The organism is Aidingimonas lacisalsi, assembly GCF_008079445.1.
Classification (GTDB): Bacteria; Pseudomonadota; Gammaproteobacteria; order Pseudomonadales; family Halomonadaceae; genus Aidingimonas; species Aidingimonas lacisalsi.
In genome coordinates this window covers 263,495-280,942 of the sequence record NZ_VRYH01000004.1, presented here as the reverse complement: position 1 = coordinate 280,942, position 17,448 = coordinate 263,495, and the positions used below count along the sequence as shown (strand labels likewise).

At 56.4% G+C, this 17,448-nt stretch carries 16 protein-coding genes; 7 read left to right on the top strand and 9 right to left on the bottom strand.

What is annotated here, in order from left to right; genetic code table 11:
• Nucleotide 1 precedes the first annotated feature (1 nt).
• Entirely contained in the window at nucleotides 2-640 is a 639-nt protein-coding gene (gene msrA, locus FVV99_RS10380; RefSeq protein ID WP_407921341.1) for a peptide-methionine (S)-S-oxide reductase MsrA, read from the top strand.
• Here the strand turns inward: msrA and FVV99_RS10375 are convergent.
• The 9 genes from FVV99_RS10375 to can form a co-directional block, all read right to left on the bottom strand.
• Nucleotides 621-1,661 (bottom strand): hydrolase, encoded by a 1,041-nt coding sequence (locus tag FVV99_RS10375; RefSeq protein WP_148254002.1) that lies wholly within the window; start codon nucleotides 1,659-1,661, stop codon nucleotides 621-623. The genes msrA and FVV99_RS10375 overlap by 20 nt on opposite strands.
• 74 nt (nucleotides 1,662-1,735) lie before the next feature.
• On the bottom strand, nucleotides 1,736-3,043 hold the full coding sequence (gene pepQ / locus FVV99_RS10370; protein WP_148254001.1) for a Xaa-Pro dipeptidase: 1,308 nt from the start codon (nucleotides 3,041-3,043) through the stop codon (nucleotides 1,736-1,738).
• Nucleotides 3,043-3,972: a LysR family transcriptional regulator gene (locus tag FVV99_RS10365; protein WP_148254000.1), complete on the bottom strand. Its 930-nt coding sequence runs from the start codon at nucleotides 3,970-3,972 to the stop codon at nucleotides 3,043-3,045. Before FVV99_RS10365 ends, pepQ begins: the two co-directional genes overlap by 1 nt.
• A 59-nt stretch (nucleotides 3,973-4,031) precedes the next feature.
• Nucleotides 4,032-5,060, bottom strand: coding sequence for an ABC transporter ATP-binding protein (locus FVV99_RS10360; RefSeq protein WP_148253999.1), 1,029 nt, complete (start codon nucleotides 5,058-5,060; stop codon nucleotides 4,032-4,034).
• Nucleotides 5,057-6,079 (bottom strand): ABC transporter ATP-binding protein, encoded by a 1,023-nt coding sequence (locus FVV99_RS10355; protein WP_148253998.1) that lies wholly within the window; start codon nucleotides 6,077-6,079, stop codon nucleotides 5,057-5,059. Before FVV99_RS10355 ends, FVV99_RS10360 begins: the two co-directional genes overlap by 4 nt.
• Before the next feature lie 19 nt (nucleotides 6,080-6,098).
• Entirely contained in the window at nucleotides 6,099-7,037 is a 939-nt protein-coding gene (locus tag FVV99_RS10350; RefSeq protein WP_148253997.1) for an ABC transporter permease, read from the bottom strand.
• Nucleotides 7,034-8,080 carry an ABC transporter permease gene (locus FVV99_RS10345; protein ID WP_148253996.1) on the bottom strand — a complete coding sequence of 349 codons (1,047 nt, stop codon included), beginning with the start codon at nucleotides 8,078-8,080 and terminating at the stop codon, nucleotides 7,034-7,036. Before FVV99_RS10345 ends, FVV99_RS10350 begins: the two co-directional genes overlap by 4 nt.
• 58 nt (nucleotides 8,081-8,138) lie before the next feature.
• Complete coding sequence (locus FVV99_RS10340) at nucleotides 8,139-9,722, bottom strand: ABC transporter substrate-binding protein (protein WP_148253995.1); 1,584 nt, start codon at nucleotides 9,720-9,722, stop codon at nucleotides 8,139-8,141.
• 165 nt (nucleotides 9,723-9,887) lie between these two features.
• Complete coding sequence (gene can / locus FVV99_RS10335; RefSeq protein ID WP_148253994.1) at nucleotides 9,888-10,553, bottom strand: carbonate dehydratase; 666 nt, start codon at nucleotides 10,551-10,553, stop codon at nucleotides 9,888-9,890.
• 155 nt (nucleotides 10,554-10,708) lie between these two features.
• On the opposite strand from can, the gene gorA reads away from it, so the two are divergent.
• The 6 genes from gorA to FVV99_RS10305 all read left to right on the top strand — a co-directional run bounded on the left by gorA (nucleotide 10,709) and on the right by FVV99_RS10305 (nucleotide 17,444).
• Nucleotides 10,709-12,070, top strand: coding sequence for a glutathione-disulfide reductase (gene gorA, locus FVV99_RS10330; RefSeq protein WP_236645370.1), 1,362 nt, complete (start codon nucleotides 10,709-10,711; stop codon nucleotides 12,068-12,070).
• Between the two features lie 184 nt (nucleotides 12,071-12,254).
• Entirely contained in the window at nucleotides 12,255-12,833 is a 579-nt protein-coding gene (gene ectA, locus FVV99_RS10325) for a diaminobutyrate acetyltransferase (RefSeq protein ID WP_148253992.1), read from the top strand.
• Between the two features lie 157 nt (nucleotides 12,834-12,990).
• On the top strand, nucleotides 12,991-14,256 hold the full coding sequence (gene ectB / locus FVV99_RS10320; RefSeq protein ID WP_148253991.1) for a diaminobutyrate--2-oxoglutarate transaminase: 1,266 nt from the start codon (nucleotides 12,991-12,993) through the stop codon (nucleotides 14,254-14,256).
• A 93-nt stretch (nucleotides 14,257-14,349) separates the two neighbouring features.
• Complete coding sequence (locus FVV99_RS10315) at nucleotides 14,350-14,745, top strand: ectoine synthase (protein WP_148253990.1); 396 nt, start codon at nucleotides 14,350-14,352, stop codon at nucleotides 14,743-14,745.
• Between the two features lie 289 nt (nucleotides 14,746-15,034).
• Entirely contained in the window at nucleotides 15,035-15,910 is an 876-nt protein-coding gene (locus FVV99_RS10310; RefSeq protein ID WP_236645369.1) for an ATP-dependent zinc protease family protein, read from the top strand.
• Between the two features lie 28 nt (nucleotides 15,911-15,938).
• Nucleotides 15,939-17,444, top strand: coding sequence for a UUP1 family membrane protein (locus FVV99_RS10305; protein ID WP_148253989.1), 1,506 nt, complete (start codon nucleotides 15,939-15,941; stop codon nucleotides 17,442-17,444).
• The last annotated feature ends 4 nt before the right edge of the window (nucleotides 17,445-17,448 follow it).

Sequence of the window (17,448 nt, the reverse complement as noted above, 5' to 3'; positions counted from 1 at the left end):
CATGTTCAAACGTCACCGGGAACCATCGATGATCACCGCGGGCCAGGCACTGCCCGGCAGAGAAAGGCCCCTGTCCGTCAGCGGTGTGCATGTGGTCAGTGGTCAATCGATGTTACCTCCGTTTCCTGATGATTCAGCAGTCATCGTGCTGGGCATGGGATGTTTCTGGGGCGCCGAGCAATGTTTCTGGCAACTGCCTGGTGTCCATGTGACAGCAGTGGGGTACGCGGGTGGATATACCCCCAACCCTACGTATGAAGAGACATGCACTGGCCTAACCGGACACACCGAGGTTGTACGGGTCGTTTATGTCCCGTCCAGGATATCACTGGCACACTTGCTGCAGGTATTCTGGGAAGCTCATGACCCGACACAGGGCATGCGTCAGGGCAATGATGTCGGCTCCCAGTATCGTTCGGCGATCTATACGACGAACGACGAGCAAGCGCGGATCGCATTGGATAGCCGTGATCAATACCAGCAAGCTCTGCTGGCGGCAGGGAAGAACGCCATTACTACGGAGATTCGTCCACTCGATGCCTTTTATATCGCTGAAGAGTATCACCAGCAGTACTTGGCCAAGAACCCCGGCGGTTATTGTGGACTGAAGGGGACCGGTGTCAGTTGTCCGACTGGCTAGCTGACCTCGATGGCCATCCGCTGGCCGACGGTGACAGGGCCGACCAGTCTCTGAGTTGAGCGGCAACACGCCGCGCCAGCCAGGGCCTGAGGCGGCATCCGTGACGTTCGATGAATCCGACGTGACCACCGTGACGGGCGATTTCTACGCGCACGGCGTCCGATGGTGTCGGTAACCGCGAGAACAGTTCGCCAGGCATGAATGGATCGTCGGCGGCGTGCAGGATCAGGGTGGGCAGCTCGATATCGCCGAGCAATCGGCCCGCCGATGCGCGGCGGTAATAATCGCTGGCTGAAGCAAAACCATGCAGGGGGGCCGTCACTTCATTGTCGTAGGCCCAGAAACTGTCGAGTTCTTGCAGTTGATGGGGGGGCAGTGAAATCGGTAGTGGGCCCTGAGCCATCTTTTTGGTCACCTTGCGCTTCAACGACCTCAGCAGATGACGCTGATAGACTCTGGCAAACCCCGTATTCAAGGCATCCGCGCTCGCTGCCAGATCCAAAGGGGCACTGATCGCGATCGCCCCTGCCAGGTCGAGTCCGTCACCACCCTGTTCCGCCACGAGCTTGACCAGCATGTTGGCACCCAACGATACGCCCGCCGCCACCTTGATGGCATGTGGATAACGCTGGGCCAATTGAGCGATGACCCAATAGGCATCGGCTGTATCGCCACTGTGATAGGCACGTGGCAAACGGTTCGCTGCCTGACCACACCCCCGGAAATGCATGAGTACCGCTCGCCAACCACACCCTGCGGCGGCAGCCAGTAATTCCCGTGCATACGGTGAATCGAACGACCCCTCCAGGCCATGAAAAAGCACGAATAGCGGGGCATCGTGACGTACGGGTGCCTTACGCAACCAGGCGAGTTCGACGAAATCACCATCGGGAAGATTGATGATCTCGGTATCGCGTGCCAGCCGTCGATACGGCAACAAGCGTGGCAACAGGGTTTGCACATGACGATTGGCTAGCCCCCTGGGAGGCTGAAAATCGGCGGAAACGATAGTACGTGACATGCCGTCCTCGACACGGATGAGCTATGGTGGCTAGCTTATCGCGGCTCGCTACCCAAGCAAACGCCACCAACGGCCTATGGGCTGACTCGCGTCAAATTTTCATAGCCGTCGTCGCGAATCAACAGATTGTCCTCGATGCGTATGCCACCATGGGAAACTAGAGTATCGACTATCGGCCACGCGATATCACGCCCCACTGGCTGGTCTCTCAACGGATCGAGCAGCATGGGAATGACATACCATCCCGGTTCGATAGTGACGACCATGCCGCTATCCAGCGTTCGTGTTAAGCGTAGTGCAGGATCCGACGCAGGAGGAGGGAGCGACGTTCCATCATTCGCGGTGAGGCCGCCGACATCGTGGACCTGCAGTCCTAGCGAATGTCCAAGTCCGTGGGGACAGAAGGCCCTCGTGATGCCTCGCTCAACCGCTGAATCATTGGTACATCGTACAATCCGCTGATCGATCAACAACTCGCCTAGCCGTCGATGCATTTGTTGATGTAGATCGGGAAAGGAGAGACCGGGTTTCAATTCAGCGATCAATTGGCGCTGTATCTCCGTTACGCCATCGATCAAGGCGACAAAGCGTTCATCGGCATCCGGCCCCGCGGTTGTTCGCGAGATATCGGCACAGTGACCATGATGACGGTATCCGGCATCGACCAGTAGACTGTGCCGATGAGCGGGTGGTTGGGTTGCATAATGCTGGTAATGAAGTACGCCCGCATGCTGGTTGGTGGCGATGATGTTCGGATAAGGCAGTGCGGTCTCGCGCTGTCGGCTTGCTGCAAGGTAGGCTAGCTGGCTATCGAGTTCACTGCCGCCGTTGGAAAAGGCATCGGCAGCTGCATGGTGCCCGACCAGTGCCAGACGATTGGCCTCACGCAGACAGATGACCTCATAATCACTCTTGTACAGGCGGATGTCATCGAGTGCTCGGGTCAAACGAGCAGGGTTGAGATCCGCAGGCAATGAGCCCGCCATGTCGTGCGTCACATCACCCAGTACGGCAAAGCGTCCCCTGGGTAATTCAGGCGGCGTGGGGTGATCGGTCAATGCGATATCGATATTATCGCCCCAGGCCGCAGAGGGAATTTCCGCTGTCAGATGCCAGAAATCGCTGGGCGCGTAAAAGCGCAACAGCGGCCGATGTCCAGGGCGTATGAGCAGCCAGCTATGCGCTAGACTCGGCATGGGGACCCAGTGCAGAAAATGCGCATACGCGATGAAACCGGTCGGCTGATCGTCGGCAAAGTGCGTACGCGGATGACCACTGTACAACAGGACCCCATCATATCCAGCATTTTCCAGGATATGAGCATAGAGGGTCTGCAAGCGGTCGAGGTGTTGGCGTTGGGCATCCGCCAAGTCATCGGTCATTATTCGGCTCCCGGAAGCGTGTCTGGTGTGGCGTCCAGTCGGGACAAAAGATTATCGATTTCATCATGTTGCGTGGAAGCCAGGCAGTAGAGCCTGATCTGCAGCGGGATATCCCAGTGTTCATCGCCAGCTCGTACCAGGTTGCCTTGCTCCAGGGCACTTTGTACGATACGCAGCGGTAACCAGCCCATTCCGTAGCCCAGGGTGACGAGTTCCTTCACATTGGTGGTCTGTATCGTCTCGTTCAATACCGTGAGATGTGTCGACTCGCCCATACGGCCGAGATGACCCCGGACTGCGGCACGCAAGAGCCCTCGCGGATGATAGGCGATCCAGGCTTGCGGATGGCGTCGCGAGCCGGGCAGTGCATAGCGAGGCTTGCCGTCGTCATCCGGTGCTGAACATGGAATCAAGTGCTCATGGCCGATGACCCGATAACGGAATGCTCCGACATCGATATCGATCTCGCATCGACCGGCTGGCCAATAGCACATGGCCAGGTCGCATTCGCCACGCTCGAGCCCCTGAAAATAGTCGGCGATCAGCCAGCCGGTCGCACGTAGATAGGGCTGCATGCGTGATGATCCGGGCTGATCAGCAATCCATTGCGGCAGAAAATGCGTCAACAAGCTTTGCGGCGCTGCAATGAGCACACGGTTGGCATGCTCTTCAGACATTCGCCCGAGACGCTCACGTGTCAAACGAACGCGCTCGGTCACCTGTTCGCACAGCCTGAGAAATTCCACGCCCTCCGGTGTCAAGGATAGAGGTAAGCTCTGACGATTGATGAGCGTCGTCCCCATCTCCTCTTCAAGCAATTTTATCCGCCGTGAAAATGTCGGCTGAGTGACATTCTGCTCATCCGCGGCCCGCGAAAAATGCTGGGTACGGGCCAAGGCGATGAAGTCTTCCATCCATCGTAATTCCATCTCGTCCCCTTCACCGGGCGTTTTGCCGGAGTCTCATCGCATCCCGTATGTATCCAGCCTCAATCGAGTCTGCCTTCTTCGACTGCATGGCAAGCGACGCGACTGCCATCATCGGTAGCGATGAGCGATGGTATCTCGCGTCGACAACGTTCATCGGCATGAGCACAACGTCCATGAAAGACACAGCCGGCAGGTAAGTGGACCGGCGTAGGGACTTCGCCTTCGAGTCGAATATGTTGAGGACGATCATCTTCTAGCCGCGGGATGGCGGACATCAATGCCTGTGTATAAGGATGTCGTGGGCGGCTGAACAAGGTGGCCGTATCCGCGATCTCACAAACCCGTCCCAGATACATGACGGCGACTCGGGTCCCGAAGTGTTCGACGACAGCGAGATCGTGAGTGATGAACAGATAGGTCAGTTGCCGTTCGTGGCGCGCTTCCATGAGCAGATTCAGAACCTGTGCCTGTATCGAGACATCCAGAGCCGAGATGGGCTCATCAGCGACGATGAACTCCGGATCGACGGCCAGCGCCCTGGCAATGGCGATACGCTGTCGCTGACCGCCGGAAAATTCATGGCCGTAGCGCGTTCCCCAGTCCGAGGCGATGCCCACCGACGTCATCACTTCCTGTACCTTTTCCTCGACGGCTTGTCGGTTCCAATCGGGATGATGGAGGCGTATCGGTTCTTCGAGCGTCTGCTGAATGGTCATGCGAGGATTCAGCGAGGCATAGGGATTCTGGAAAATCATCTGCATGCGTCGTCGGTAGGGCAGCAGTGCCTGTGTCGATAGATCATCGATCCGCTGTCCCTGATAACGGATCTCGCCGGCAGAAGGACGCAACAAGCCCATGACCGTGCGAGCCACGGTGGATTTGCCGCATCCGGACTCCCCAACGACGCAGAGGGCCTCACCTCGCTGGATTTCCAGATCGACGCCGTTGATGGCATGGACATATTCCTGGCGGCGTACCAGCCGTCCGCCTTGAAACTGCAACTGTTCGAGAAAATCACCGGACAGCGAGAAATGCTTCTCCAGGCCACGGATTTCCAGCAGCGGCGATGCTGCGTCTGCCACACTCATTGCGTTATCTCCTCAGCCGGTATCCGTTCGTACCCGAGCATGTCGGCTACCATATGACAGGCGACCCGACAGTTTCCGGAGGTAACGAAGTCAGGGACTTGCTCCTTGCAGGCCTGGCGATGCTGACCATCGGGGCGTGTCACGAAATGGCAGCGAGGATGGAATGCACAGCCGCTCGGCAGGTTGTCGAGCGAAGGCATACTGCCCGGAATCTGGTTGAGATGACTGCCAGGAGTGGCCATCTGGGGAAGTGCATTCATCAGCCCCTGAGTATAAGGGTGCTGAGGATCATTGATGATTTCCCGAGTCGGACCGTCTTCGATGACTCGACCGGCATACATGACCAACATGCGTTGCGTCACTTGGCTAACGACGCCCAGGTCGTGAGTGATCAGAATCAACCCGACATTATGCTTCTCGCAGAGAGAAAGGAGTAACGCCATGATCTCGGCCTGAATCGTGACATCCAGTGCCGTCGTGGGTTCATCGGCAATGATGATGTCTGGGTCGAGCAGCAGGGCGATCGCGATGATCACACGCTGTCGCATACCGCCAGACAGTTCATGCGGATATTGGTCGAGACGCGCTTCGGGCGAGGGTATCTGCACCTGAACTAGCTTGTGCAGGGAAATGGCTCGTGCTTCGTGCGTCGAAATGCGTCGATGCGCCTTGAGACATTCGACCATCTGCTCGCCGATGCTCAATACCGGATTGAGGGTCATCATCGGGTCCTGAAAGATCATCGAAATGCGGTGCCCGCGAATATGACGCAGGGATCGATCGCTGCGACCGATCAGTTCCTGGCCATCGAAGCAGATGCTTCCACCGGCGATGTAGCCTGGCTTGGCAATCAGATTGAGCAAAGTAAAAGCGGCGACCGACTTGCCGGCACCGGATTCACCCACGATGCCTAACCGCTCGCCACGATCCAGGCTGAAGCTGACATCGCGGAGCGCTTTCACATCGCCTTTTCGCAGGGCGAATCGCACGTCGAGATGGGTAACGTCGAGAAGTGACATGGTATCTCCTGAGGTGTCATCAGCCCTTGTAGAGTCGTGGATTGAGAACATCACGCAACCAATCGCCGAGCAGGTTGATCACCAGTACGAGAACGACGAGGGCGGCGCCTGGAATCAACGTGATCCACCAGGAGCCCGACTGCAGGTAGTCGAATCCCGATTTGATCAATGACCCCAAGGATGGCTGTGTCTCGGGCATACCGAGCCCCAGGAAGGAGAGGGCAGCTTCCGAAATGATCGCATTGGCCACCTGAACCGTGGAAATCACGAAAATCGGCGAGAGGGTGTTCGGCAGGATGTGCCGGAACATGATGCGCCGACTCGGCAACCCCATGACACGAGCGGCATCCACGTATTCCTTGGACTTTTCGGCCAGTACGGAAGCTCGTACGGTTCGAGCGTATTGCGGCCATTCGGCCAGACCGATGATCAGTACCAGGAGCGGGACCGCGTAGGCACCGAAGGTGTCACCGCCAAAAATCGCCTTGACCAGTGCGCCGACCACGATCGCGACCATCAACGTGGAAAAGGAAAGCTGGATATCGGCAAGACGCATCAGGAATGCATCGATACGACCGCCCAGATAACCGGCAAGCAGTCCGAAGCAAACCCCCAGGGTTGCCTGCAGTGCGACCGCTCCGAAACCGATGATCAAGGACACCCGCGCCCCATAAAGGATCGTTGACAGAAGGTCTCGCCCCTGAGCATCGGTGCCCAGGAGATAAGCGTCGTCACTGCCTTCTATCCAGAATGGGGGCAATTCCGAAGCCAAGAGGTCGATTTGTGCCAAGTCGTAAGGGTTGGTTGGTGCCAACCAGGGTGCCAGCACTGCCGCGGCCAAGAGCAGAATGAAGATGACCAGGCTGAGTTGTGCTATCAGGTCACGCTTGAAGCTGTACAGTAAATAGGAGTCGCGGAAACGTGACCAGCGGCTTAGCGAAGGAGACATCGAATTCATGCAGGTTTTCCTGTCAGCTTGACCGTAGGATTGACGAGCCCGTAAATCAGGTCGACGAGTGTGTTCGTGATCACGAAGATCAACCCGACGATCATCAAATAGGTCACGATCAACGGTATGTCGGAACGCTCAATGGCATCGAGGAACATCAGGCCCATGCCAGGCCACTGGAAAACCGTTTCGGTGAGAATCGTGTAGGCCACGAGGGTGCCTATCTGTACCCCCCCGACGGTAATGACCGGCAACATGGTGTTCTTCAACGCATGCAAGAAGTAGATACGACGCAAGCGAATGCCCTTGGCACGAGCGAACTTGATGTAATCGGATTGCAGCACTTCGAGCATCTCGGCACGTATCAGCCGGATGAACAGCGGTAACATGATCGAGGCCAATGATATGGCGGGTAATACCAGATAGAGGAGCCCACGAGGAGAGGCGAAGTTGGTATACCAGGTACCCACGACATGGATGGGGTCACCACGGCCATAGGCCGGCATGCCTCCCTCGGTAGAGACCACCTCGTTGAGCCATGTTCCCCAGGACGTATCCGCAGGGAAGGGGGTCCAACTGATGCCAATGGCAAAAATCTGAATCAACACGATCGCGGTCAGAAACACGGGAATCGAGATACCGATGATCGATATGCCCATGAAGAAACGTGACAACCAGGCGCGGGGCTTGATCGCACTGTAGACGCCGATAGGTACGGATAGCACGACGATCAGGAAGGTTGCCGAAGCCACCAGCTCCAGAGTCGCTGGAAGATGCCGAGCAATGACCTCCGTGGTCGGCTGGTTGAAGACATAGGAGTAGCCGAAATCGAATTGAGCAGCATTGATCGCGAAGCGGAGATACTGCACCAGGAATGGGTCGTTGAGTCCCAATTCCTCACGTAATTGGGCGCGTTCGCTTTCAGGTACCGACTGGCCGACCATCTGCTGGATCGGGTCTCCCAGGTTGTCCTGAATGGCAAACGCGATCACGCTGATGACGAACATCACCAACAGCGCATGAAACAAACGCTTGATCAAGAAAGCGAGCATGAGAGGCGTCCCACACGAGAAACGGTGACGCGCCCTGGTCCGGGCGCGCCGTCATGGATTATTCGTCGTTGATGACCAGATCTCCCAGATAGGGGAAGTTCATCACATTGAGGATGGGTTCGATCTCGATATGCGACGCCGATGCCCATGCCAGATCCTGCCAATGCAAGGGAACGAAGGCGGCTTCGTCATACAGCGTCTGCTCGACTTCCTGAAGCATCTCGGCGCGCTTGTCCTGATCGATTTCCAGGTTGGCCTGAGAGACCAGCTCATCGACCTCGGGATTGCAGTAGTTACCGGCATTGTACTGCCCACCACCGCTTTCCGAGTCAGGGCACTCGGTAAGGTACTGATGGAAGTTGGCCGAGTCCTCTGTATCAGCATGCCAACCGATCATCATCATGTCAGCGGCACGGTCATCGTATTCTCCCCAATACTGCGCTTTCGGCAGTGTCTTGAGGTCGACGTCGACGTTGATACGTGCCAGCATCGCGGAAACGGCTTGAGCGATCTTGGCATCGTTCACGTAACGGTTGTTCGGAGCCATCATCGTGATCTCGAAGCCATCCTCGTAACCGGCATCGGCCATCAGTGTCTTGGCTTTCTCCAGGTCATAGCGAAGTTCGAGATCCGGCACATGCCCCGCATAGCCTTCCGGCGAGAACTGGGCAGCAGGCGTGGCAAACCCTTTCATCAACCGATCTGCGATACCTTCCTGATTGATGGCGTAGGCAAAAGCCTTTCGCACCTGCGGATCCTGGAAGGCCTCGACGCGCTCCTGGTTCATGTGGAACAGGATGATCCGTGTACCGGACATGGTGACCAGATTCGCGTTCTCGTCTTCACGAACACGTTCCAGATCGTTGGGTGGCACCGGGGCGATGAAATCGACATCCTCGGAGAGCAGGGCGGCGACTCGAGTCGCGTTCTCACTGATCGGCGTGAGTTCGATCCGGTCGACATTACCGGGAGACGCTTCATCCCAATAATTGGTGTTGCGCTCGAATTCCACGCGCACGCCTTGCTGACGCTCGCTCACCGTGAATGGGCCGGTGCCCGACACATGAGTCGAGGCATAGGAATTGCCGTTCTTGACGATCTCGTCCTTCGGATCGCCGTCTTCATCCGTACCGGTGTAGAACTCTCGGTCCATCGGAAAGATATAGGTCGCCAGATTGAGCAGCAGCGGGTAAGGCTTCTCTGTCTCGAACTCGACAGTGTGCTCATCGACGGCCGTGACGCGGGAAATCGGTTCGAAAATCGCTTTGAAATCCGGACTGCGTTTGAGCCTGTCAACGGTCCAGACGACATCTTCGGCGGTGAACGTGTTGCCACTATGAAAACTGACGTCCTCACGCAGGGTCATGCGCAAGGTCGTATCGTCGACTTGCTCCCAGTCGCTAGCCAGGCGTGGCTCGAAATCCAGGTCCTGGGTCCAGCGAACCAGAGGATCGAATGTCATGTGGGAGAGTTGCAGTATGCCGCCGGACAGTTGCTCGTGGATGTCCAGTGATACCGGGTCGGCATCGTACGCCATGCGCAAGGAGGTCACATCGTCGCTTTGTGCAGCGGCAGGTAATGCAACAGCGCCTGCCATGGTCGCGCCAATGACGGCGGCCATTACGGTCTTGTTGAAATTCATGAGGTCCCCAACTCCGGGTTGACTATCTATTGTTGATTGTTATCGCACGCCCTCGGAAGTCGCTAGTGTGGACGCCGATGACGGCTTAACCTTAGACAGTCGTTTGAGATAGGGACAATCGAAATTATGACACGCGCCATTCGCTGACTGAATATCACCGGATGTTCAATCGTCTGACGTGCCCTCGTCTGCCGATGCCGGACGGTCGACACGGTACAGTTGGGCGACTTGATCAAGCCCCGTCACACTGCAGTCCAAATCATGAACGCACCCGTCCGCCAGGCCATAAATCCAGCCGTGTACCGCCAACGATTGGCCACGCTGCCAGGCACGCTGGATGATCTTGGTCCGACACAGATTGTCCACTTGCATCTGGACATTGAGCTCGCAAAGACGGTCGACCTGTTCGTCCTGGGAGAGGGCGCTCAATTCAGCACGATGACGACTGAAAAGATCCCGTACGGAGTGCAACCAGTAGTCGACGATACCGCATTCTCCGCCGGCCACGACGGAACGCACGCCTCCGCACCCGTAATGACCGACGATCATGATGTGCTTGACCTTCAGCACGTCGACCGCGTACTGCACGACGGACAGTGCATTCATGTCATTGGGATGGAGCAGGTTGGCCACATTACGATGGACGAACACTTCCCCTGGAGGCAGATCGATGATCTGGTTGGCGGGTACCCGGCTGTCGGAACAGCCGATCCAGAGATATTCCGGATTCTGCTGTTGCGATAAGCGTGGGAAGAAGTCAGGGTCTTGTTCACTGATGGCTTTCGCCCATTGCTGGTTACGCTCCAGCAGGCGTCGCATTTCCTCTTTCATTGCTTGTTCCCCCCAACGGATTGGAATGATCGACATCGAGCCCGGTTTTTACCGTGCAGGCATGTCCGCGTCAATCGATGCCACTGCCGAGTTGCCTCCTCGGCTGGTATCATCATTGCCGATCAACGATGAACTGTCATTTCAGGAGATACTTCGTGTCCGAATTCGACTATGACCTCTTTGTAATCGGCGCCGGTTCAGGCGGAGTCCGAGCCGCGCGGACGGCGGCGGCAACCGGGGCCCGCGTCGCTGTGGCCGAGGATCGCTATCTAGGGGGTACCTGCGTCAACGTGGGCTGCGTCCCCAAGAAACTCTATTCCTATGCGGCGCATTTTCATGACGCCTTCGAGGACAGTGCCGGATTCGGCTGGAACCTGCCTGAAGCGCCACGCTTCGACTGGGCGACACTGCGCGACAACAAGATTGCGGAAATCCAGCGGCTCAATGGGATTTACGGGCGCTTGCTGGATGGTGCCGATGTTCGTCTGTATAACGCTCGTGCTCATGTCATCGATGCCCACCACATTGACGTCGCGGGCGAGACGGTCAGCGCCGACAAGATTCTCGTCGCCACCGGCGGCTGGCCCTGGGTACCCGACTTTCCCGGTAACGAACACGTCGTCGATTCCAACCAGGTCTTCGATCTCGACACCTTCCCCGAGCGTTTCCTGGTACTCGGTGGAGGCTACATCGCCGTTGAGTTTGCGAGCATCTTCAACGGACTCGGCAGCTCGACCCACTTGATCTATCGAGGCGAGCTGTTCCTGAGAGGCTTCGACCGCGAAGTCCGTGAATTCACGCGCGATGAAATGGCCAAGAAGGGCGTTCAGCTTCACTTTGAAACCAATATCGAATGCATTGAACGTGCCCAGAGTGGTTTGCAAGTGACGCTCACCAACGGCGAAGTCATCGAAGTCGATGCCGTACTGGCAGCGACAGGACGTAAGCCACATCTGCAAAGCCTGGGGCTCGATCAGCTTGATATCGTCCTCAACGACGACGGCACCCTCAAAGTCAATGAAGCTTATGAAACCTCGGTACCGTCCATTCTGGCATTGGGCGACGTTACCGGTGGACCGGAGTTGACACCTGTCGCTCTGGAGGAAGCGATGCATATGGTGCAGCACCATTTCACCGATGATCCTCCCCGGAATCTGGACTACCACAACATTGCGACAGCGGTTTTCTGCCATCCGAATATCGGCACTGTGGGCCTCTCTGAAGAGGAGGCCAGAGAGGTCTACGGCAACATCCGTGTCTATAGCGCCGATTTCCGCCCCATGAAACATACCCTGTCGGGAAGCGATGAGCGTTGCCTGATGAAACTCATCGTCGATGATGCTTCCGACCGTGTCATTGGGGCTCATATGGTGGGCGAAGAAGCCGGAGAAGTGATCCAGGGGATTGCCATCGCAGTACGTGCCGGGCTGACCAAGGCAGATTTCGATGTTACCGTCGGCATTCATCCCACCGGGGCGGAAGAGTTCGTCACCATGCGCAGTGTGACCCGCCGGTAGGCAGCCGATACCATTCGACCAGTCTATACTCAAGCATGGCACTCTCGCGTGGAGTCGCCATGCTTTGAGGGTTCAGCCGTATAATGGGGATTTATGGAGTTTCCGCTCTGAGATAAGAGACTTTTTGATCTAATCGAAAGGGCTGTTATAATCACTAACGAATTCGCAACAGCGAAGTAGAACCATGAACGTAACGACACAGCCTTTCACGCCATCTGCCGACCTCGCACGACCTAGTGTTGCGGATGCTGTGGTTGGCAATGAAAAAGCGCCGCTATTCATTCGTAAGCCCAACCCCGATGACGGTTGGGGGATTTACGAACTGGTCAAGTCCTGCCCGCCCTTGGATGTCAATTCGGCGTATGCTTATTTGCTGTTAGCGACACAATTTCGCAACAGTTGTGCCGTCGCTACCAACGAAGAGGGAGAAATCGTTGGTTTCGTTTCCGGTTATGTCAAAAGCAACTCGCCGGACACCTATTTCCTCTGGCAGGTCGCCGTCGGTGAAAAGGCCAGGGGTACGGGGCTGGCTCGCCGTTTGGTCGAAGCCGTCATGGGTCGCCCGGAAATGACGGATGTGCGTCATCTGGAAACCACTATCACGCCGGATAATGAAGCCTCCTGGGGGCTTTTCACTCGCCTTGCGGATCGTTGGCAAGCACCTCTCAATAGCCGTGAATATTTCTCGACCGATCAACTCGGTGGGGAACACGATCCCGAAAACTTGGTACGCATCGGACCTTTCCAGCCCGAGCGTATCTGATGCATTCCCGTTTAACCCGGTCGCGCCGGCCTGCTGTCAACAGACAGGTCGACGTAGACCTCGTGTATTCGCTCGGGTCCGGCCGACATGGGCTCGGGCCAATGAACACGATCGTTCCAATGAGTTTCCTTTCTCGCCATAGTCACAGGAGAGCATGATGCAGACCGAAATCCTCGAACGCATGGAGTCAGACGTTCGGACATATTCACGCTCCTTCCCCGTTGTATTCACGAAGGCCAAAGGAGCACGGCTGACCTCGGAAGATGGACGTGAATACATCGACTTTCTGGCCGGTGCCGGCACGCTCAATTACGGCCACAACCATCCGGAACTGAAACAGGCCCTCGTCGATTATCTAATGGATGATGGTGTAGTACATGGCTTGGATATGTGGACACAAGCCAAGCGCGACTATCTCGAGACGCTCGAAGAAGTCATCTTCAAACCGCGTGGACTGAACTACAAGGTACACCTGCCGGGTCCAACCGGTACCAATGCCGTTGAAGCGGCAATTCGGCTCGCGCGTGTTGCGACAGGGCGCCACAACATCGTCGCGTTCACCAATGGCTTCCATGGCGTGACCATGGGCGCGCTGGCCACGACCGGCAATCGCAAGTTCCGTGAAGCGACGGGAGGCATACCCACGCAAGGCGGCGCGTTCATGCCGTTCGATGGCTACATGGGCGACAGCATGGATACGCTGTCCTATTTCGAGAAACTGCTCGGCGATAATTCCAGTGGCCTGGATTTACCTGCCGCTGTCATCATCGAGACAGTACAAGGCGAGGGCGGTATCAATCCCGCGGGTCTAGACTGGTTGAAGCGACTCGAATCGATCTGCCGTAGCCACGATATTCTGCTCATCGTCGATGACATCCAAGCAGGATGCGGGCGTACAGGTAAGTTCTTCAGCTTCGAACATGCCGGTATTACGCCGGATATCGTCACCAACTCCAAGTCATTGTCCGGTTTTGGTCTGCCGTTCGCCCATGTCCTGATGCGACCTGAACTCGACAAATGGAAACCTGGACAGTATAACGGCACGTTCCGAGGCTTCGGCATGGCCATGGTGACCGGCACTGCCGCGCTCAAGCGTTTCTGGAGCGATGACACTCTGGAGCGCGACGTGCAGCGCAAGGGCAGGGTCGTCGCCGATCGCTTCGAAAAACTGGCAGCCTGGTTAACCGAGCAGGGTATCGACGCATCAGAACGTGGCCGCGGTTTGATGCGCGGCCTTGATGTCGGAACCGGTGACAATGCTGACAAGATCAGTGCAGAAGCATTCAAACGGGGTTTGATCATCGAAACCAGTGGTCACGATGGCCATGTCGTCAAGTGCTTGTGCCCGCTGACGATCAGTGATGAAGACCTGTTGGAAGGGTTGGACATCCTGGATGCCAGTACCAAAGCGGCCTTTGCTTGATCTCTACCGGGAGACGGCTAGGCTGACCAAACGCTGCGACGGCCCGTTCCTGACGGGCCGTCGTCTATGTGTAACCGCATGGAGGAATTCGCGATGATCGTGCGTAATATCGAAGAGGCTCGCCAGACGGAACGTCTGGTGACGGCAGAAAACGGCAACTGGGATAGCACGCGCCTGGTCCTGGCCAACGATGGTGGTAACTTTTCGTTCCACATCACCAGGATATTCGAAGGGACAGAGACTCATATTCACTACAAGCATCATTACGAATCCGTGTACTGCATCGAAGGTGAAGGTGAAGTAGAGACCTTGGCCGATGGCAAGATCTGGCCAATTAAACCGGGCGACATCTACATTCTCGATCAACACGACGAACATCTGTTGCGTGCCCGCAAGACAATGCATCTGGCCTGTGTATTCACGCCACCGATCACGGGCAATGAAGTACATCGGGAAGATGGTTCGTATGCACCAGCGGAAGACGATTGAGTGTAGACGTCAATAGGCGCGTTACTATCTGCACCCATGACGCTTCGATCACGCGATGAGGCGTCATGGGGGTCGTATGACGATGATTGGTGCGATGGATAGAGAGAGCATATGGTTGGGTGTTCTTGCCATGATGAAATTGCGCATAATGTATATTATGTTAAATAAGGTCTATCAGAACACAATCCCCGCGGCATGGATTGGAAGTCTGGTCGCCAAATCTTTATGATTCCCGAACCCATAGCATTTTCTGTACCGAGCTATCATCCGTCCAAGGACTCCTGACGACATGCTTACCCCCCTGCGCTCTTCACGCTCTCCGTTACCACGCATGCTGTTATTCGTGTCATTCGTGTCGGCGGCCGTGTTGCTGTCGGGATGCGGGATCGTGCAATGGTCCAAGCAAGAGCCCGAACCTCGCTTGACACCCGCCATGTTCGAAAGCCGACTCGCTGAATTCGAACAACATGTCGCCAGCCAATGCAAAGCCAGCGACAATGCGCTTGAAGCTCACCGGAACGAAACCGCCATGCTCACTGCGGATGTCCGCGAACTCGGTAGCTTGTTGCGTCAACTACATAGCGATATCAAACTGCTGGATGTCGATCCTCAACGCCCACCGACGCTGTGCGACCCGGACGATGAAATGGATAGCTACCGCGACAAGCAGGTCCTGGGTCGCAGTGAATGGGTCGGTTTTCCCGATATCGGTACTTATTTGAAGGCCCGGATCGATTCCGGTGCCAATACGTCATCGATATCTGCCCGCGACATCACGCCGTTCGAGCGTGACGGCGAAGACTGGGTACGCTTCAAGCTGGCTCTCGACGACGACCAGGCCGTTGTCGAGGATGTCAGAGATGCCTGGATCGAAGCGCCAGTCGAGCGTCAGGTACGGATCATGCAGGCGTCCGGAACGGAAACACGCCCTGTCATCAGTCTATTGATGACATTGGGCCCGATTCGCGAACATGTGGACTTCACCTTGAGTGACCGGCGGAATATGAGTTTTCCCATCCTGCTGGGACGACGCTTCATGATGGACATTGCGATCGTCGATGTCGCCGAGAATTACCGCTATGAGCGCCCCGAGTTCCCCGGTGGAGAACCTTCGGATCAAGCAGCCAAGGACGAGGCTCGCGATGCCGAATATGATGAAGAGTGATCAACACACCTGATTGCAAGGATCCTGCATGTCACGTTTGCCCTTCTATATCCTCACAGGGATCTTGATGATTGCCGGCATCGGCATGAGCATCCATCGGCATGTGCAATTCGATGTGCCCTGGACTCCCGGTGAACAACGTCAAGTATGGGAAGTCGAAGCCCAGGTCAGTTTCGATGCAGATAATGGTCCTGTCATTGTCGACATGGCATTACCTTCCAATCAGCAGGATTACCGGGTCTTGACGGAAAATACCGCATCGTCGGGCTATGGACTGTCGTTCCTGGAAGATGATCGCGGGCGGCGTGCCGAGTGGTCGAGACGAGAGGCCAGCGGTACCCAGCGGCTCTATTACTCGGTGCAACTGCTTGCCGCGCCTGACTCGCGCCCTCCTCGCTCCGTTCGGCCCGAGCTGCCTGAAACCATCGTGTGGGAACGGCCCTATGGTACGGCAGCCACGGAAATCATCGACCGTGCCCATCAGCGTTCTGCAGACCCATTCACCTTCACTCGTGAGCTCATTCGTGAATTCACCGGCGATCGTCAGGGAGAAAACGCTCGGTTACTGCTGAATGAGTTCGAGCGTACTCCCCTGTTTGTCCGACTCTTGAACGAAGCTGGAGTGCATGCACGTTCTATCAGTGGACTCTTGCTCGAGGACGGGCGGCGGCGTCAGAACCTGACGACCTGGTTACAGGTGTTCGATGAGGATCAGTGGGCACTTTACAACCCGACGACGGGGGAGCAAGGCCGACCGGATAATTTATTGTTGTGGGAAGCCAACGGTGAAGCCGTGCTTGAGGTCGAGGGTGGAACCAATTCCGACATTGGCTTTTCCATGATCCGCCACAACCAGCCCGCGGCAGCCGCAGTTCGTAACCAGCTGTCGACGGATACCCTGCTCAACTTCTCGATCCATAGCCTGCCACTGGAAGAACAGGCACTGTTCCAGACAATTCTGTTGATCCCCATCGGTGCTCTGGTTGTGGTCTTCCTGCGGGTACTGGTCGGCATCAAGACATCGGGGACGTTCATGCCGGTATTGATCGCCCTCGCCTTCATACAGACATCCTTGTTGACCGGGCTCATCGGTTTCCTGCTGGTGGTCGCCGTTGGTCTGGTTATCCGTAATTATCTGTCCTATCTGAATTTGTTGCTCGTGGCACGAGTGTCTGCCGTCATTATTACGGTCATCGCGATCATTTCGGTGTTCTCGGTGCTCTCTTATCGGTTTGGCCTCAATGCGGGGCTGACGATCACCTTCTTCCCCATGATCATTCTGGCCTGGACCATCGAAAGGATGTCGATCCTGTGGGAAGAAGAAGGCCCGAAAGAAGTCCTCATTCAAGGGGGCGGCAGCCTGTTGACTGCCATTCTGGCCTATCTGGCGATGAACAATCCCTGGGTTCGCCACATCACGTTCAACTTCCTTGGCGTGCAGTTCATCCTGATGTCCCTGATTCTCCTGCTGGGTAATTATACGGGGTACCGGCTATTGGAGTTACGCCGTTTCAAGCCGGTCACGGAGGACTGAAACC